This window comes from Vibrio sp. 10N.286.55.E10, assembly GCF_002872555.1.
Classification (GTDB): Bacteria; Pseudomonadota; Gammaproteobacteria; order Enterobacterales; family Vibrionaceae; genus Vibrio; species Vibrio crassostreae.
The window spans coordinates 21,229-39,812 of the sequence record NZ_MCSD01000009.1 but is presented as its reverse complement, the minus strand read 5'-3'; the positions used below and the strand labels follow the sequence as shown (position 1 = coordinate 39,812).

Genomic DNA, 18,584 nt, shown 5'->3' with positions numbered 1-18,584 from the left:
TTCAGTAATATTACATTTTGGTTTAGGTTGGTTTTTTTTGTGATGATTTGCTGTTTAAATATTTTGACAGTAAATGTTGTTAATTTAACCTTTTGTTTTAATTGGTGTTTTTGTGATTTTCAACTTGGGTGATATAGATCTTAAAAGTTAGAGAAAAATTGAAAATAATCGCTGAAATATTACATTATGAAATCAGACACTTCGTAAAAACAGGTGATAATGGTTAGTTAGGTTTGGTTTTTCCGAGTTTGTTGAGTGGGAGTGTCATATTTGATATAAAAGGGTATCTACTCTTTTATTACGGCACATCTATGTCGCACCTCAACTATAACCACCTTTATTACTTTTGGATGGTTTGCAAACAAGGCTCTGTTACTAAAGCGGCAGAAGCTCTATTCCTAACACCACAAACAGTAACTGGTCAGATAAAAGCGTTAGAAGAGCGTATGGATGGCAAGTTAACTAAGCGTAATGGTCGCAGTGTTGAGCCGACAGAGCTTGGGCAGCTAGTCTTTAAGTACGCTGACCGTATGTTTGGCCTGAGTTATGAGATGCTGGATATCGTAAATTATAGCCAGCACTCTAATATTCTGTTTGATGTTGGTGTTGCGGATGCACTGTCTAAAAGACTCGTAAGCAAGATACTGATGTCGACGATTCCCCCAGATAACAGCATTCATTTACGTTGCTTTGAATCGACCCATGAAATGCTACTTGAGCAACTTTCTCAGCATAAGCTCGATATGATCTTGTCTGATTGCCCGGTGGATTCGAGTCAAAGCCCTGGCCTGTTTAGTAAAAAGCTTGGCGAAAGTGGAATGAGCTTTTTCAGTTCCGGCAAGGTTGAAGGTGTGAACTTCCCCGCGGTATTAGAACAAAGAAAGCTTTTGATACCTGGTAGTCGAACCTCAATGGGGCGCAAAGTGCTGCAGTGGTTTGATAGACAAGGACTTAAACCTGATGTTTTGGGTGAGTTTGATGATGCGGCATTGATGAAGGCTTTTGCTCGCTACCACGATGACGCAATATTCTTAGCGCCAACCCTTTATATGTCTGAGGTTGAGGAAGATACATCACTGCAATTATTAGGTGGCATTGAAGAGTTAAAAGAGGAGTACTACGTCATATTTGCTGAGAGGATGATCCAACATCCAGCAGTAAAAAACGTATGCGACGCAGATTTTAGCAAATTGTTCGAGTGAGGCGGTTTGTTAATGAATTGATATCGATTATCATAACTCCACCATATGCCGGAAATACTGATAGCCCGTAGTTGGCGTAAAGGTTGTAGGGAGCCAAACTATGAACTTAAAAGAGATGGAGAAGAACTCAGCACAAGCTGTGATTCTACTCAAAGCCATGGCCAACGAGCGTCGCTTACAGATCTTGTGCCTATTACATGGTACTGAGCTGTCGGTTGGGGAGTTGTGTGGCAAGTTGGAACTGAGTCAGTCTGCTTTATCTCAACATCTTGCTTGGTTGAGAAGAGATGGTTTGGTCGAAACTCGCAAAGAAGCTCAAACTGTGTATTACACATTGAGTAGTGAAGAAGTAAAAGCGATGATTAACCTACTGCATGGTATTTACTGCAAGTAGCTTATTGCTGGTGGGAGGTGGATTTCTTATCAGGAATAAGACCGACACAAGGAAGTGTCAGTATTTCACGTCAAACGTGAGTGCCTATCTATATTACCGACCTATCTATCTGCTTGTCTGTTTTTTTCTCGTTGTTTTTTAGCTGCTTAGCTATTTATCGGTAAGCAAATTAGCGGTTTTTCAGTTAAATAATCACCGGAAAATAATAGCATTTCTCAAATTTTAGATATAAAAAAACCGGCCAAGGCCGGTTTTTTTCGTTTTGCGTTGTAATCAAATTTCTATTAAAGAGCTTTGATTGCAGCAGCGAAACGAGACTTATGACGTGCAGCTTTATTCTTATGAATAAGGCCTTTAGTCGCCATACGGTCTAGAAGAGGTGTAACTTCTACAAGAGCAGCAGTTGCAGCTTCTTTATTGCCAGCTTCAATAGCTGCAATAGTTTTTTTCATGTAAGTGCGCATCATAGAACGACGGCTAGCATTGTGCTGGCGACGTTTCTCAGCTTGGATAGCGCGCTTCTTAGCAGATTTACTGTTTGCCAAGGGTCTAACTCCCAAAAACTTAGTTCGGTGACAATTTAAGGGCGAGGACTATCCCTCATTAGCGCTTAATTGTCAAATGATTTGTGCAAAAACCAATCGTAGCCAAACAAACTTTGGTATGGAAAGGTCATCGCGGTTAAGATGGCGGGGATTCTAACAGCATTTTTAGACCAATGCTAATAAATATGCTTCTTAGGATAGGATAGTATTTATCCTCGCTTGAAAGTAATCAACCAGTGTCAGAGGTTTCTGTGAGTAAACGACTATTAAAGTCAGGGCTGATTGTCAGTGTAATGACTTTTGTTTCCCGTGTCTTGGGGCTAGTACGTGATGTCGTAGTAGCAAACTTAATGGGGGCAGGAGCAAGTGCAGACGTATTTTTCTTCGCCAATAAAATTCCTAATTTTTTACGTCGGCTGTTTGCCGAAGGTGCTTTTTCTCAAGCCTTTGTACCAGTATTAACGGAATATCACGCCGCAGGTGATAAAGATAAAACTCGAGACTTGATAGCAAAGGTGTCCGGTACTCTTGGGGTGTTGGTTTCTATTGTTACGGTGCTTGGGGTATTAGGCTCTGGGGTTATCACCGCAATGTTCGGTGCGGGTTGGTTTATTGATTGGCTTAATGACGGCCCCTCGGCGCCTAAGTTTGAACTCGCCAGCCTAATGCTGAAAATTACTTTTCCTTATTTATGGTTCATTACGTTTGTCGCTTTATCAGGTGCAATCCTTAATACCATGGGCAAATTTGCGGTTTCGTCATTTACGCCTGTGTTCTTGAACGTAATGATCATTGCTTGTGCTTGGTTTCTTGCTCCTAATTTAGAACAACCTGAAATTGGTTTATCCATCGGCGTTTTTCTTGGAGGCTTAGTTCAATTCCTGTTCCAAATGCCTTTCTTGATTAAAGCGGGAGTACTGGTTAAGCCTAAGTGGGGTTGGAGAGATCCGGGCGTGGTTAAGATCCGCACGTTAATGATCCCTGCTTTGTTTGGTGTGTCAGTAAGTCAAATCAACTTGTTGTTCGATACTTTCATTGCCAGTTTTCTAGCGACGGGCTCGATCAGTTGGCTGTATTACTCGGATCGACTATTAGAATTTCCACTCGGTTTGTTTGGTATTGCCATTGCGACGGTTATTCTTCCTGCTTTATCTCGTAAGCACGTTGATGCTGAAGGAGAAGGGTTTGCTCACACCATGGATTGGGGTGTGCGCATGGTACTGCTGCTCGGTATTCCTGCGATGTTCGGTCTTATTGTGTTAGCAAAACCGATGTTGATGGTGCTGTTTATGCGTGGTGAGTTTTCTCCTCATGATGTTAATCAGGCTTCAATGTCTTTAGTGGCGTACGCTTCAGGCTTGCTGAATTTCATGCTTATTAAAGTATTGGCTCCCGGCTATTACTCTCGTCAAGACACCAAAACACCGGTTAAGTACGGCATCATTGCGATGGTGACTAACATGGTGTTCAACGCAATCTTCGCTTATTTCTATGGTTATGTTGGTTTGGCAATCGCAACGGCGTTGTCTGCGTTCGTGAACATGACTCTGCTTTATCGTGGTTTGCATCTAGCGGGTGTTTATCGTTTAACCAAGACTACATTGTTGTTTAGCCTTAAATTATTGATCTCAGGTACGGTAATGATTGGCGTGATTTTATGGCAGCTAGACAATATGCAATTGTGGCTTGATTGGGGCTTTAACCAAAGAGCGTTGACACTAACAGGGTTGATCGCACTTGGCGCCTTTGCTTATATTGTGTCGATACTGGTTTTAGGTATCCGAGTAAAACATTTAAAAGCAGCGACAGATTAATACTGATTAGTATATAATCCGTCGGTTTCACACAATAAATGATGTTAATAACAGGTTTTAGCTGATCACAATGGAACTGATCCGAGGTATACACAATATTAAAGCGCAGCATCATGGCTGTGTATTAACCATAGGTAACTTCGATGGTGTTCATTTAGGGCATCAAGAGGTTCTGAGTCAGGTTTCTAAACAAGCTGCAGCATTAGGGCTCCCTTCTGTTGTCATGACGTTTGAGCCGCAACCTATGGAGTTGTTTGCCAAAGGTAAAGCACCAGCACGTTTAACTCGCTTACGAGATAAATACGTGCAACTGAGTAAGCTAGATATCAGTCGTTTATTGTGTGTGAATTTTAATCAGTATTTTGCAAGCTTGTCGGCTGAAGCGTTCATTAAAGACCTTTTGGTTGATAAGCTTGGCGTGAAATTCTTGGTTGTCGGTGACGATTTTTGCTTCGGTAAGGGTCGTACTGGTAATTTCGCTATGCTCAAAGCGGCAGGCGAGAAGTATGGTTTTGAGGTGGTGAGCACCCAGAGCTATTGCTTAAACCAATTACGAGTAAGCAGTACTGAGATACGAAATGCGTTAGCGGCCAATGACTTGGCTTCTAGTGCTACCATGCTAGGGCGTGACTACAGTATCAGTGGTCGTGTTTCTCATGGTCGAAAACTAGGGAGAACTATCGGTTTCCCTACCGCTAATATTCCATTAAAGCGTTGTGTTTCTCCTGTATCGGGAGTGTATGTTGTTGAAGCTTTGGATATCGACGGTGTTCCTGTCGGTGGCGTTGCTAATATTGGACAACGACCAACAGTTAATGGGGTAAGGCAGCAATTAGAAGTGCACTTTTTTGACTTTAAAGCCAATTTATATGGTAAACAGTTAGAAGTACGACTTTTGCACAAACTGCGCGACGAGATAAAATTTGAATCGTTCGACGCACTAAAGAATCAAATAGAATTGGATGCTGAAGCCGCAAGGGTGTGGCTGCTTCAGCTAAAGAATTAATCGGATGATTCCACCGATTAACATAATGTCTAACTTCGCCCAATATAACGGAATTAAGAATCGATGAGTGATTATAAAGATACCCTGAACTTACCAGAAACAGGGTTCCCAATGCGCGGTAATCTGGCAAATCGTGAGCCAGAAATGCTGAAGCGTTGGTACAAAGAAGATCTTTACGGCGAAATCCGTAAGGCAAAGAAAGGTAAAAAATCTTTCGTACTGCATGATGGCCCTCCATACGCGAACGGCGACATTCACATTGGCCACGCGCTGAATAAGATTCTTAAAGACATTATTATCAAATCTAAGACCCTTTCTGGTTTTGATGCACCGTACATCCCAGGTTGGGACTGTCACGGTCTTCCAATCGAGCTAATGGTTGAGAAGAAGAAAGGTAAGCCTGGTCAGAAGATTTCGGCTGCTGAATTCCGCGAAGAGTGTCGTAAGTACGCTGCGGGCCAAGTTGAAGGTCAGAAAGAGAGCTTCAAACGTCTTGGTATCATGGGCGAGTGGGACAAACCTTACCGTACTATGGATTTCGGCACTGAAGCGAACATCATTCGTTCTCTAGGCAAAATCGCAGACAAAGGTCACCTTCTTAAAGGTTTCAAACCAGTTCACTGGTGTACTGACTGTGGTTCTGCTCTGGCTGAAGCTGAAGTTGAATATAAAGATAAAGTTTCTCCATCTATCGATGTGAAATTTACAGCAGCTGACGAAGCGGCGCTGCTAGAGAAATTTACTCTAGCTGAAGGTCATGCGGGTCAAGGCGAAATTTCTATCGTTATCTGGACGACAACACCATGGACTCTGCCGGCGAACCGCGCAGTATGTCTACGTGATGATCTTGAATACGTGCTTATCCAAGTTGAAGCGAATGGCGACCAACCAGCTCAACGTATCGTTGTTGCTTCTGATCTAGCAAAAGACGTAATGGACCGTGCAGGTATCGAGCATTTCCATAACCTTGGTTTTGCTACAGGTGCTGATCTTGAGCTTTCTCAGTTCAACCACCCGTTCTACGATTTTACTGTTCCTGCTGTTCTTGGCGACCACGTAACAACGGATTCAGGTACTGGTGTGGTTCACACTGCGCCTGGCCACGGTCAAGAGGATTTCGTGGTTGGTAAGAAGTACAACCTAGAAATCGCTAACCCAGTTGGTTCAAACGGCGTTTACCTGCCAGATACTGAGCTATTTGCTGGTCAGCACGTATTTAAAGCGAACGACTCTGTTTTAGAAGTTCTAAAAGATAAAGGTGCACTTCTGCATCACCACGCTTACGAGCACAGCTACCCACACTGTTGGAGACACAAAACTCCAATCATCTTCCGTGCAACACCACAATGGTTCATCTCTATGGATCAAGCTGGCCTACGTGCTAAAGCACTAGAGTCTATCAAGAGTGTTGAGTGGTTGCCTGAATGGGGTCAAAGCCGTATCGAAGGTATGGTTGAAGGTCGCCCTGAGTGGTGTATCTCTCGTCAACGTACTTGGGGTGTGCCAATTGCTCTGTTCGTTCATAAAGAAACAGCAGAACTTCACCCAGAAAGCCCAGCGCTTATTGAAAAAGTCGCGAAGTTAGTTGAAGAGAAAGGTATTCAAGCTTGGTGGGATGTAGACGCTGCTGAACTTATGGGCGCAGAAGACGCTGATAAGTACGAAAAAGTAATGGATACGCTAGACGTATGGTTCGACTCAGGTGTGACGCACTTCTCGGTTGTTGATTCTCGTGAAGAGTACAACTTCCCGAACGAAGAGCGTACTCACAGTGCTGATCTTTACCTTGAAGGTTCAGACCAACACCGTGGCTGGTTCCAGTCTTCTTTAATTTCATCTATTGCGATGAAAGACGAAGCACCATACAAGCAAGTACTAACTCACGGTTTCGTGGTTGACGGTAACGGCCGTAAGATGTCTAAATCTATCGGTAACGTTGTTGCACCTAAAGATGTAACCAACAAGCTAGGTGCAGATATCCTGCGTCTATGGGTTGCTTCTACAGACTACACGGGTGAAGTTGCGGTTTCTGATGAAATCCTGAAGCGTTCAGCTGATGCTTACCGTCGTATTCGTAACACAGCGCGTTTCTTCCTAGCGAACTTGAATGGTTTCAACCCTGAAACTGACCTAGTACCTGCTGAAGAGATGGTTGCACTTGATCGCTGGGCTGTTGGCCGTGCTCAAGCTGCACAAGAAGAGATTGTTAAAGCATACGGCGAGTACAACACTCACGGTGTGACTCAACGTCTAATGCAGTTCTGTTCTATCGAAATGGGTTCTTTCTACCTAGACGTAATTAAAGACCGTCAGTACACAGCGAAGCAGGGCAGCCATGCTCAACGTAGCTGTCAAACTGCGCTTTACTACATCGTAGAAGCTCTAGTTCGTTGGATGGCACCTATCATGTCGTTCACTGCAGATGAAATCTGGAACGAGATGCCGGGTGAGCGCGACAAGTTCGTGTTTACTGGCGAATGGTTCGAAGGCCTATTCGGTCTAGCTGAAGGCGAAGAGCTAAGCAACGAATTCTGGGCTGAAATCCAAACGGTTCGTGGCGCTGTGAACAAGCTTCTTGAAGATGCTCGTAAAGAGAAAACGATCGGTGGCGCACTGCAAGCTGAAGTGATTCTATACGCTGACGACGCACTAGCGGCGAAAATCAACAAGCTAGAAGATGAGCTACGTTTCGTACTTATCACTTCTGCAGCTGTTGTTAAGCCATTAAGCGAGAAGTCTGATGCAGCTCAAGAGACAGACGTTGCTGGTCTATTCGTTGAAGTTGCAGCTACTGAAGCTGAGAAGTGTGACCGTTGCTGGCACCACACTCCAGATGTAGGCACTATTGAAGGTCATGAGAAAGTTTGTGGTCGTTGTGTGTCGAACATCGACGGTGAAGGCGAAGTGCGTAAGTTCGCATAACAGCTCAGAGAAAGACTGAACTTTTTGTAAAAATCATAGCCCCAGTATCAACTGGGGTTATTTTTAATTATAGGAAATGTGTTTATACAAGTACGGTAATCAGGTCACTTAAATTGAGTAACAGTGAATACCAACTTCGTAAATACTAGGAATAGAAATGAGTGAAGTTTCGTTAAAACAATCTGGTGTGCGTTGGCTATGGTTGGCCCTAGTGGTCTTCCTTGCCGATATCGGCATTAAACTCTTTGTTATGGATAACATGGGTTATGGCTGGGCAAACCGTATTGAGGTTCTGCCATTCTTTAACTTTTTGTACGTGCATAACTATGGTGCAGCGTTTAGCTTCTTGAGTGATCAAAGTGGTTGGCAGCGTTGGTTATTTACCGGTATCGCATTTGCGGTAACAGGTATGCTGACGTACTGGATGAGCAAACTACCAGCTGCAGAGAAGTGGAATAACATTGCTTATGCGATCATCATTGGTGGCGCAGTAGGAAATGTGTTTGACCGAGTCGTACATGGCTTTGTTGTCGATTACTTAGACTTCTACTGGGGCACTTACCATTGGCCCGCATTTAACTTAGCCGATATGGGAATCTGTATCGGTGCTGCGATGATCATCCTAGATGGTTTCCGTAAGAAAGACGAAAGCAAATAGCTTGCCTCAAAGTCAGTCTATGACTCACAGAATAGAATAGCCCTAAGCGCTGTCGGTTGATTCCGACGGCGCTTTTTTTTATGCTTCAGTCAACAAGGAAGCAAAGCACAATGCATCCTCAAATAATAAAGAAATCTAAGGAAAGTAACGTGGCAGCAATTAAAAATGATTCAGCAGTAACTCTACATTTTACGATTAAAATGAAGGATGGTTCAGTTGCCGATAGCACCGAAAATATGGGCAAACCTGCAAAGTTCGTCATGGGCGATGGCAGCCTAAGTGAGAACTTTGAAGCGTGCTTACTTGGACTTGAAGCTGGAACTGAAAAGTCTATCGAACTGAAAGCGGAAGATGCGTTTGGTATGCCAAACCCTGATCATATTCATTATATGGATCGTGCTAAGTTTGTTGGTGATTCTGAAGTTGAAGTGGGTACTATCATGGCATTCTCTGGTCCTGATGGGATGGAAATTCCAGGTATTATTACTGAGATCGCAGGTGATTCAGTGACGGTTGATTTTAATCACCCACTCGCAGGTCAAGACGTTACGTTTGACGTCAATATCTTAACGGTAGAATAACTCTCTTAACGTTAGAATAAGATAGCCTTACTGCGGTGATGTCACCTAGAGCTTCACTGTCTAGACGCTTCACTGTAGAATGCGAACCTCGCTGACGGCGAACTCTATAGAAACAACCTTAGTACCGCGGTAAATGATGAGCAATGAAATGAAAATAATGTTAGCTAACCCTCGTGGCTTTTGTGCCGGTGTCGATCGTGCGATCAGCATCGTAGAGCGCGCACTTGAAATGTATCAGCCACCGATCTATGTTCGCCATGAAGTGGTACACAACCGCTTTGTTGTTGAGGGGCTCAAGCAACGTGGTGCTATTTTTGTCGAAGAACTGAGTGAAGTGCCTGACGACAATATCGTGATTTTCTCTGCTCACGGTGTTTCTCAAGCGGTTCGTAAAGAAGCGAAGGAGCGCGAGCTAACGGTATTCGATGCAACCTGTCCTTTGGTGACTAAAGTTCATATGGAGGTTGCTCGTGCGAGCCGTAAACATATGGAAGTAGTACTGATCGGTCACGCGGGTCACCCGGAAGTTGAAGGCACTATGGGTCAGTACGCGAGTCAAACAGGTGGTATGTACTTGGTTGAAAGACCAGAAGACGTACAAAAACTAGTGGTTAATGATCCAAGTAACTTACACTACGTGAGCCAAACTACGCTGTCTGTTGATGAAACGGCAGATGTAATTGAAGAGTTACGTCGTGTATTCCCTGAGATTCAAGGCCCTCGTAAAGACGACATCTGTTATGCGACTCAAAACCGTCAAGACGCGGTGCGTGAGATGGCGAATGACGTTGATGTGGTGATAGTGGTTGGTTCTAAGAACTCATCGAACTCTACACGCCTAAAAGAGCTAGCTGAGAAGCTAGGCACACCAGGCTACCTAACGGATTGCCCAGAAGATATTCAGACTGAATGGGTTGAAGGCAAGAAGAAAATCGGCGTAACGGCTGGTGCTTCTGCTCCTGAAGAGTTAGTTAACCAAATCTTAGATCGTATCCGCGAACTAGGTGCGACTGGCGTTGAAGAGATTCAAGGTCGCGAAGAGAACATGTTCTTCGAAGTACCTAAAGAGCTGCAGATCAAGCAAGTAGATTAATCTCTATTGATTCGAGACACTAGCGATTCGCAAACAGTTGATTCGCAAATACTATCGATTTGTAAACAGTAGGAAGCCAACGTTGATGCGTTGGCTTTTTTGATCGTGCTGTATGTCCCGTCCGAGATGTGTTTACTGAAGACCGAGCTGCTCTTTTAAAGTCTTGAGGTAACGACGGCTAACAGGGACTTCAAAGCCAGTCAGGGTAATGATCTCCGCTAATCCATTCTCTAACAGTTTGATCTCTTGGATCGACTTTATGTTGATCAAATACTGGCGATGACAGCGGATCAAATCGGTTTTTTCTTCCAAGATCTTTAGCGTTAACTGTGAAGTCGCGGTTTGCGATGAGCTACGTACATGCACCCCACTGATATCGGAATAGGCGCACTCGACCGTTTGGCTTGCCATGATCACAATGCGGTTATGACCAATACATGGAATCTGCTCTAAGTGACAGGGAGCAATCGCAGAGATGTCTTGTGCTGGCGCTTTCTGATTTTGTTTGATGACCTTATTCAGGCGACAAACGCTCTTGTTTAATCGACAAGGCTCGACTGGCTTAAGTAGGTAATCAAAAGCATTATCTTCAAAGGCTTGAATAGCATATTGGTCGTAGGCGGTGACGAATACCACGTAGGGCATGGTTTCCGGGTCAAGCATACTCAACAATTCAATACCGGTGACCTGAGGCATTTGAATGTCCAAATACACCACATCAGGCTTGAGAAGGTTGATCTGCTTAAGTCCTTCAATTGCGTTACTCGCTTGACCAATGACTTCGACTTCTCCGGTTTCGGTCAGAAGTTCAATCAGTTCTTCGCGAGCAAAAAGCTCATCATCGATAACTAATGCTTTTAACATCCTACAATCTTCATTTTTGTGCCATCCCTGCTTGATTCACGCTTATCTTTTTAATGTCTGCTAAATGTTACTACTGGGGGAGCTAACATCTATGAAAACATCATTATTTTAGTATAGGTATGATAAAGCTCATTCGAGTAAATTGCTGTGGTTGAGATTCTATTTTTAGTGCTGAATCTTGTCCAAAGAAATTAGTGAGTCGTTTATCAACAATCTCCATCCCTAATCCTACATGATCTTGAGATGGCTTCTGATAATTACCCGCGTTGTCTTCAACGGTTAACTTGAACCCACTCTCGAAAGCCTCGCTATAGATCTTCACTGTGCCACCTTCTAGCATGTTCGAAATGCCATGCTTGATGGCGTTCTCAACCAATGGTTGCAGGGTAAAGCTTGGTAGTTGTGACTCGTATAACTGTGGATCTATGTCCCATTCCACTTCTAACCGGTCGGTAAAACGTGCCTTTTCAATGGTGAGATACGCATTGACGTGTGCAAGCTCATCTTTGAGTTTCACAGTGTTGATGTTCTGCTTAAGGTTGCTTCTAAAGAAGTGAGATAGGTGCTGAATAAGCTCTCGCGCTTTATCAGGGTCACGGCGAGTAACGGCGCTAATCGTATTAAGCGCATTAAACAAGAAGTGTGGGTTCACTTGAGCGTGCAGTAGTTTGATTTCAGCTTGGGTAAGCAGGGTTTGTTGTTGCTGATAGTTGCTGAACAGGATCTGACTCGACAATAGTTGAGCAATACCTTCAGCCATCGACATGTTGATGGTTGAAAATAGCTTTAGCTTAGGCTCATACAGTTTGATGGTACCGACGACTTCGTTACCGGCACGCAGTGGGATAATCAGCGCAGAACCTAACTTACAATCTTGCGAAAGAGAACATTGGTATGGGTTCTCTTTGCCATCAAGGTAGATGATGTCGTTCTGTTCCATCGAAGTGAGCGTGCTTTGCGATGAAATAGGGGTATTTGGAATATGGTGTTCATCGCCAATGCCAACGAACGCGAGGATTTTTTCTCGGTCGGTGATCGCTACCGCCCCAACATTGGTCTCTTCGTAAACGATACGTACGATTTTTTGCGCGTTATCTGAATTAAACCCGCCATGCAAAATACCTACCGAACGCTCGGCAATAGTAAGTGCGCGGCGCGAGAAGGTTGCGGAGTATTTCTCGAAGATGGTTTTTCTGTCTTGGATGATGCTCATGAACAGTGCAGCGCCCACTGAGTTAGCAATGATCATTGGCGCGGCAATATCAGAAACTAGAGCGTAGGACTGCTCAAACGGTTTAGCGACTGCGAGCAGAATTAACATCTGAATGATCTCTGCAAATAGCGTCACAGAGAACACCACCATCGGGTTAAACAACTGGCTGGCTTTGTTCTTTCGGACTAAGTATACATGCAGCAAGCCACCAATCAGGCCCTCTGCAGTGGTTGAAATCGCACAAGCTAAGTCAGTAAAGCCACCTAATGAGTAGCGATGAATCCCGCCGGTAAAGCCTACGGCAAAGCCAACGACAGGGCCGCCAAACAGGCCTCCCATTACCGCCCCCATTGCACGAGTGTTGGCTATCGCGTCATTAATCTGCAGTCCGAAATAGGTGCCCATAATGCAGAACAGGGAAAACAGAACATAACAGCTGACTTTATGACTTAAGCGTGAAGAGATGCTTAACAGAGGGAGAATCAGCGGGGTTTTACTTAGCATGTAAGCAATCACTAAGTAGACACAAGTTTGTTGCAGAAGAGAGAGAATGAGTTCCATATTTTCACCTATTGAGACGCTTGTTAAGTGTAAAGCTCATTGCGTGGTAACGGTAGCTTTGCTTGTGTTTTCGTTGGTTATATCGAGTGACGATTGCTTCTCAATGCTGAGATACAGTAAAGCCCATCACAGAGGACGGGCTTTAGTCTTAATTTCCACGAATCACTGGGTGATTACGGGAGCAAGCGAAGTGTGTTTGGCTGTTGTTTTGTCTCTCAATGAAGACGTGTCTCTTTTATTCAAAGTCTGAAAGAACTAGGCAGTTTTGGTTACGCCTTTTGCTTCTTTCTCTTCTTCATCAGCAAGGTCGATATCACCTTTGCCTTTTGATATCTTGATAACGTAAGCCGCAATACCAAGTGCACTCACCACACCAATGATGGTCGAGATTTGCATTGGTAGACCGAAGCCTAGTTGGCTGTTGTTCAGGATGAATGTGATACATACAGATGTCATGAACACAGCTGGAACCGTAGTTACCCAGTGCAGTTTATTGTGACGAAGTAGGTAAGCCGAAGCTGTCCATAACATCATTACAGCTGTTGATTGGTTAGCAAAACCGAAGTAGCGCCAGATGATACCGAAATCAACTTGAGTCAAGATGCCACCGATAACGAACAGTGGCAGAGCCATCAGTAGGCGGTTACGCAGTGTTTTCTGTTCCATGTTGAAGTATTCAGCAAGGATAAGACGGCTTGAACGGAATGCTGTGTCACCAGAAGTGATTGGTAGGATAACCACGCCAAGGAAAGCAAGGATACCGCCGAATACACCCAGTAGACCAAATGAAGCGCTGTATACCACGTTACCTGGGCCGCCGTTTGCAATTGCGTCTGATAGAGACTCAACTGAACCGAAGAATGAAAGAGCAAGTGCACACCAGATTAGAGCGATGATGCCTTCACCAATCATTGCACCATAGAATACGAAGCGACCGTTCTTCTCGTTTTCCATACAACGCGCCATCAGTGGTGACTGAGTTGCGTGGAAGCCAGAGATTGCACCACAAGCGATAGTGATGAATAGAGCAGGCCAAAGTGGTAGGTCATTCGGGTTCATGTTGGTGAACATGTCTTTCATCTCGAAGCCACCCATGATTTGGTGCTCGTCAGATAGACCAATCGCAGTGATTAGGCCAACAGACATGAAGATAAGTAGTGCACCGAACAGTGGGTAGAAACGACCAATGATTTTATCGACAGGGACAATCGTTGCGATGATGTAGTAAGCAAAGATGATAACAACCATGGTTGTTGCAGACATCGCGAAATCAGTTTGGTCGTTCACTAGGTTAGTGATCATGCCTGCAGGAGCAGAAACAAATACCACACCAACAAGAAGCAGTAGAACAATGGCAAAGATGTTCATAAAGTGTTTTGCGCCATTGCCTAGGTAACGTCCAGTGATGGTTGGAACCGAAGCACCACCATTACGGATAGATAACATACCTGAGAAGTAGTCGTGTACTGCACCTGCGAAGATACAACCTAGCACGATCCAAAGCATCGCTGCTGGGCCGTAAAGGGCACCCATGATAGGTCCGAAGATTGGACCTACACCTGCAATGTTAAGCAGTTGAACTAGGTAAACCTTTGGTGTCGACATTGGAACGTAGTCCACGCCATCTTGCTTAGTGTGAGCGGGTGTTTGACGCTTTTCATTGATACCGAAAATCTTCTCGATAAAGGCACCGTAAATAAAGTAGCCACCAATGAGTGCTGCAACACAGGTAAGAAACCACATCATAATTTGTTATCCCTGAATGTATTAATTAAGTCAGGGTGTATATTAAAGAAGAGTATGAAAAGAAACTTCCGCTATGAGAGTGAGTGGTCGAATAGTCAATTAAGTGGTGTTATAACTGATTGAGTGGTTTGCTACGTTTGTAGAGCGGTTGGTTATTCGTGTTGAGAAGGCTCTTGCTTCTGGCAAGTGGTGATTTATCAGCTTTAAGCGGTAACCAATAGATATCAGTGGCAGATAACAGACATAAGTGGACATCAGCCAGTGTTCAGCGGAGAATCACCATAAAGGTAACGCTTCGTCAGGAAGTGGCTAGGTAAATATAAAGGACTGAAATGAAAAAAATAATCGCACTATTCGCCGTGGCATTTAGCCTTGCAGGATGCAGCGCCAATGTTCAAGATTTAGCCGCTGAGGGCAATTGGCAAGAGATTGGCTATCGTGATGGCATCAAAGGTCACACTCAGCGTTCGTATTCAGAGATGACTGAGCTTGGCGCAGTCGATCAAGCGAGTTACACAGAAGGTTACCATCTAGGTGTGACTGAATATTGTAATCCGAACCATGCTTATCAGATTGGTTTATCTGGTCAGGTGTATGAAGGCGTGTGCTCTGGTACGGAAGACGCTCAACGTTTCCGCATGGAATGGCAACGTGGCTGGGATGAGTTCTCAAACGACTATTAAGCCCAAGCTAGCGATAAAAAATTAAAACTAAAAAGACCAGTACCGCATGTGTACTGGTCTTTTTGTTTGTAGTGAGAGTAACAGAAGCAGATTACTGATTATTCTCGACTGCTTTTCTCAAGAAACCATTTTGCTTATCAAGCTGAGCCTTGGCCAATTCTAAATCTAGCCCGGTTAGAATCATCAAAATAGACAACTTCACATCGTAATCAGTCGTTTTAAGTGTCGAGACTGCCAGCGCTTTGTCGCATTCAGTTGCTTGGATAACGATACGAGCAGCGCGGGCAACCAACTTTTCATTGGTCGCTTTTACGTCGACCATCAGATTTTGGTAGCTCTTACCGATACGAATCATGCTGGCAGTCGTTAGCATATTAAGCACCAGCTTTTGTGCTGTACCTGATTTGAGTCGTGTTGAACCAGTCAATGCTTCTGGGCCAACCACCGGGCTAATTGCGATTTGAGCGATTTCAGCAATTGGAGAATCAGGGTTACAAGACAATGCAACGGTCACCGCGCCAAGCTGATTGGCATAGTTGAGTGCACCAATCACGTAAGGTGTGCGACCACTGGCAGCTATACCCACCACGACATCATTTTCTGAAAATTGAATCGCTTTCAGATCTTCAATACCGAGAGTCAGCGAGTCTTCTGCGCCTTCTTTGGCTTTTAAAATCGCCTCTGGTCCACCTGCAATTAGGCCGATAACCATTTTGTCTGAAACACCGAAAGTCGGTGGGCATTCTGATGCGTCCAACACACCTAATCGACCACTGGTGCCTGCGCCCATATAAATCAGTCGACCACCGTTTTGAAAGGCATGAGCAATTTTATCAACCGCTTTCGCGATCTGCGGCAGTTCCGCTTCAATCGCCAGTGGGACTTGTTTGTCTTGTTGGTTAATCTTTTCAACCACTTCGAGAGAGGTGAGCAGATCAATATCCATAGTATCAGGGTTTCTCCCCTCCGAAACGAGGTGCGAGAGCGCTGATATGAGAGCGTCGTTACTCATAATGATCCTTAAATGGTGATTCTAAAATGATGGTTCTAAAATGGTTTAGTCAGCACGATAGAGAACGCCTAGAGAGGCAGCTCTACTTGCGCCAGTCACTTCTGGTAAATTGCTTGGCAGTTGATGAACATGGCGTTGGGCAAGCCACGCAAAGGCCATAGCTTCCATATAATCGGCATCAACGCCTTTACTGGTGGTCGATTCCACTTCCCAACTCGGAAGCAATTCAGCCAACCTTTTCATCAACAATGGGTTTCTCGTACCGCCACCACACACATAGAGTGCAGGTTGGTTACCCAAGCGATAAGTTTCCACTTCATTGGCTATCGTCAATGCCGTGTATTCACAAAGCGTGCGTTGCACATCTTCTGCTGCAAGGTCTTTAAATTCTGTAAGCTGTTGTTCTAGCCACGGTAGGTTAAACAACTCTCTACCGGTACTTTTGGGTGGTAATTGAGATAGATAAGATTCATTCAACAGCTGTTCGAGTAAAGCTTGATTAAGTTGGCCTTTAAGTGCGAATTGCGCATCACGGTCAAACTTCTTACCCGTATGTTTATCAACCCAAGCGTCCATCAACATATTGCCCGGGCCAGTATCATAACCAAGCGTTGGCTGATTCGGGCGCAGTACTGAAATATTCGAGATACCACCAATATTCAACACTACAACTGAGCTGTCTTGCGGGTGAAAAATAGTGTGGTGGAAGGCGGGGACTAACGGTGCACCTTGTCCGCCTAATGCCATGTCTTTACGTCTAAAATCAGCGACGGTTTGAATCTGTGTTTTAGCGGCAATGATGTTGGCATCACCCAGCTGCATGGTAAATGGAGATTCGCCTGTTGGCTGATGAAACACCGTTTGGCCATGATTACCAATCGCAGTCACAGAAGATGCAGGTGTGTCTGACTTGTCGAGAAGTTGCAGAACCGCATCAGCAAATAGATGGCCAAGCTGGTGGTCGAGTTCGCCAATAGCAATCAAATCCGTTTTCTGACCAATACACACCTCAAGCAGACGCGCTTTGAGATCATCAGGCATTGGGAACTCATCATGAGCGAGTAATGTGATACGCGTATCTTCAATCGAAACTAAAGCAGTATCAACGCCGTCCATACTCGTCCCCGACATCACGCCGATATACAGTTCTTTATGATCCATTCCTAAGCTCTTGCACTGCATTCCTAAAGTCTTCCACAGATTGGTTTAAAAACATTGTAAAGCAAATTTAAAGAGAATAATCTCGGGAAGTTTATGAAATTAGGTTTAATAAGGGATAAATATGGGACCGTTGTGGGTTGATGTTGCAGGCTACGAGCTGACAGCTGAAGACAGAGAGATTTTGGAGCACCCAACTGTTGGTGGTCTCATCTTATTTGCTCGAAACTACCACGATAGCAAACAGTTATCGGCGTTAAATAAAGAGATTCGCAAAGTTGCAAAACGTCCTATTTTAATCGGCGTTGACCAAGAAGGCGGACGAGTACAGCGTTTCCGTGATGGCTTTTCAATTATCCCAGCAGCTCAAGAATTCGCGACTAAGAATAATGGCGAACAGTTAGCAGAACAAGCGGGTTGGCTGATGGCGGCGGAATTGATTGCCCATGATATCGACCTGAGCTTTGCGCCAGTATTAGATAAAGGCCACGACTGTAAAGCAATTGGTAGCCGAGCGTTTGGTGAAGATATTGAGACCATCGTTCGTCATAGCAGCGCGTTCATCAAAGGCATGAAGTCGGTTGGCATGGCGACAACAGGAAAACACTTCCCTGGACACGGTGGCGTAATTGCTGACTCACACTTAGAGACGCCATATGACCCTAGAGACGACATCTTTGAAACCGACATGGCAATCTTCAAGGCGCAAATTGAAGCCGGAATATTGGATGCCATGATGCCTGCACATGTGGTGTTCTCTCATTATGATGATCAACCAGCAAGTGGCTCTCAGTATTGGCTACAGAAAGTATTGAGACAAAAACTTGGCTTTAAAGGCCTAATATTCTCGGACGACTTAACCATGGAAGGTGCTGCTATTATGGGCGGACCAGCCGACAGAGCGAAAGCGGCCTTGAATGCGGGGTGTGACATGGTGTTGATGTGTAATAAACGAGATGCACAAATTGAGGCTCTTGATCACTTAGCGATTCAAGAAGTGCCTTTAGCCAACTCATTGTTTAAAAAGCACAGCTTTGATTTACCGACGCTTCACTCGGATAGCCGATGGAAAGAGGCCTCAGAGCAAATTAAGCGGATGTTAAACGCTGGGTGATAAATAAACACTCTATAA

At 44.5% G+C, this 18,584-nt stretch carries 16 protein-coding genes; 10 read left to right on the top strand and 6 right to left on the bottom strand.

Annotated features, from left to right (window positions below; genetic code table 11):
* The first annotated feature begins 311 nt into the window (after positions 1 to 311).
* Positions 312 to 1,202 (top strand): transcriptional activator NhaR, encoded by an 891-nt coding sequence (gene nhaR, locus BCV39_RS07140; protein ID WP_048658065.1) that lies wholly within the window; start codon positions 312 to 314, stop codon positions 1,200 to 1,202.
* 100 nt (positions 1,203 to 1,302) lie between these two features.
* Positions 1,303 to 1,596 carry a metalloregulator ArsR/SmtB family transcription factor gene (locus BCV39_RS07135; protein WP_004735028.1) on the top strand — a complete coding sequence of 98 codons (294 nt, stop codon included), beginning with the start codon at positions 1,303 to 1,305 and terminating at the stop codon, positions 1,594 to 1,596.
* Between the two features lie 284 nt (positions 1,597 to 1,880).
* On the opposite strand, the gene rpsT is transcribed toward BCV39_RS07135, so the two are convergent.
* Positions 1,881 to 2,141, bottom strand: a complete 261-nt coding sequence (rpsT, locus tag BCV39_RS07130; RefSeq protein WP_012603273.1) for a 30S ribosomal protein S20 — start codon at positions 2,139 to 2,141, stop codon at positions 1,881 to 1,883.
* Positions 2,142 to 2,392: 251 nt separating this feature from the next.
* Between rpsT and murJ the strand changes: the two genes are divergently transcribed.
* The 6 genes from murJ to ispH all read left to right on the top strand — a co-directional run bounded on the left by murJ (position 2,393) and on the right by ispH (position 10,215).
* On the top strand, positions 2,393 to 3,955 hold the full coding sequence (gene murJ / locus BCV39_RS07125; RefSeq protein WP_032501129.1) for a murein biosynthesis integral membrane protein MurJ: 1,563 nt from the start codon (positions 2,393 to 2,395) through the stop codon (positions 3,953 to 3,955).
* Positions 3,956 to 4,025: 70 nt separating this feature from the next.
* Positions 4,026 to 4,961: a bifunctional riboflavin kinase/FAD synthetase gene (gene ribF / locus BCV39_RS07120; RefSeq protein ID WP_102394040.1), complete on the top strand. Its 936-nt coding sequence runs from the start codon at positions 4,026 to 4,028 to the stop codon at positions 4,959 to 4,961.
* A 63-nt stretch (positions 4,962 to 5,024) separates the two neighbouring features.
* The gene (gene ileS, locus BCV39_RS07115) at positions 5,025 to 7,883 is read left to right on the top strand and encodes an isoleucine--tRNA ligase (protein ID WP_102394039.1); all 2,859 of its coding nucleotides are present in this window, start codon (positions 5,025 to 5,027) and stop codon (positions 7,881 to 7,883) included.
* Between the two features lie 157 nt (positions 7,884 to 8,040).
* A complete protein-coding gene (gene lspA, locus BCV39_RS07110; protein WP_102394038.1) occupies positions 8,041 to 8,541 on the top strand; it encodes a signal peptidase II in 501 nt (166 codons plus the stop codon).
* A 149-nt stretch (positions 8,542 to 8,690) separates the two neighbouring features.
* The gene (fkpB, locus tag BCV39_RS07105; RefSeq protein ID WP_017062866.1) at positions 8,691 to 9,122 is read left to right on the top strand and encodes an FKBP-type peptidyl-prolyl cis-trans isomerase; all 432 of its coding nucleotides are present in this window, start codon (positions 8,691 to 8,693) and stop codon (positions 9,120 to 9,122) included.
* 136 nt (positions 9,123 to 9,258) lie between these two features.
* Complete coding sequence (gene ispH, locus BCV39_RS07100; protein ID WP_102394042.1) at positions 9,259 to 10,215, top strand: 4-hydroxy-3-methylbut-2-enyl diphosphate reductase; 957 nt, start codon at positions 9,259 to 9,261, stop codon at positions 10,213 to 10,215.
* A gap of 132 nt (positions 10,216 to 10,347) precedes the next feature.
* Here the strand turns inward: ispH and btsR are convergent, their stop codons facing one another.
* From btsR to BCV39_RS07085, 3 genes are all read right to left on the bottom strand, one after another.
* Complete coding sequence (gene btsR, locus BCV39_RS07095; protein ID WP_055319044.1) at positions 10,348 to 11,079, bottom strand: two-component system response regulator BtsR; 732 nt, start codon at positions 11,077 to 11,079, stop codon at positions 10,348 to 10,350.
* Between the two features lie 103 nt (positions 11,080 to 11,182).
* Positions 11,183 to 12,853, bottom strand: a complete 1,671-nt coding sequence (locus tag BCV39_RS07090) for a sensor histidine kinase (protein ID WP_102432237.1) — start codon at positions 12,851 to 12,853, stop codon at positions 11,183 to 11,185.
* Positions 12,854 to 13,108: 255 nt separating this feature from the next.
* Positions 13,109 to 14,599: a carbon starvation protein A gene (locus BCV39_RS07085; RefSeq protein WP_048669573.1), complete on the bottom strand. Its 1,491-nt coding sequence runs from the start codon at positions 14,597 to 14,599 to the stop codon at positions 13,109 to 13,111.
* 332 nt (positions 14,600 to 14,931) lie between these two features.
* Between BCV39_RS07085 and BCV39_RS07080 the strand changes: the two genes are divergently transcribed.
* Positions 14,932 to 15,282 (top strand): DUF2799 domain-containing protein, encoded by a 351-nt coding sequence (locus BCV39_RS07080; RefSeq protein ID WP_017098352.1) that lies wholly within the window; start codon positions 14,932 to 14,934, stop codon positions 15,280 to 15,282.
* Between the two features lie 91 nt (positions 15,283 to 15,373).
* On the opposite strand, the gene murQ is transcribed toward BCV39_RS07080, so the two are convergent.
* Together murQ and BCV39_RS07070 are read right to left on the bottom strand one after the other, a co-directional pair.
* Positions 15,374 to 16,294: an N-acetylmuramic acid 6-phosphate etherase gene (murQ, locus tag BCV39_RS07075; protein WP_048658073.1), complete on the bottom strand. Its 921-nt coding sequence runs from the start codon at positions 16,292 to 16,294 to the stop codon at positions 15,374 to 15,376.
* Positions 16,295 to 16,339: 45 nt separating this feature from the next.
* The gene (locus BCV39_RS07070) at positions 16,340 to 17,455 is read right to left on the bottom strand and encodes an anhydro-N-acetylmuramic acid kinase (protein WP_102432236.1); all 1,116 of its coding nucleotides are present in this window, start codon (positions 17,453 to 17,455) and stop codon (positions 16,340 to 16,342) included.
* Between the two features lie 121 nt (positions 17,456 to 17,576).
* On the opposite strand from BCV39_RS07070, the gene nagZ reads away from it, so the two are divergent.
* Positions 17,577 to 18,566: a beta-N-acetylhexosaminidase gene (gene nagZ / locus BCV39_RS07065; protein WP_102432235.1), complete on the top strand. Its 990-nt coding sequence runs from the start codon at positions 17,577 to 17,579 to the stop codon at positions 18,564 to 18,566.
* Positions 18,567 to 18,584 lie beyond the last annotated feature (18 nt).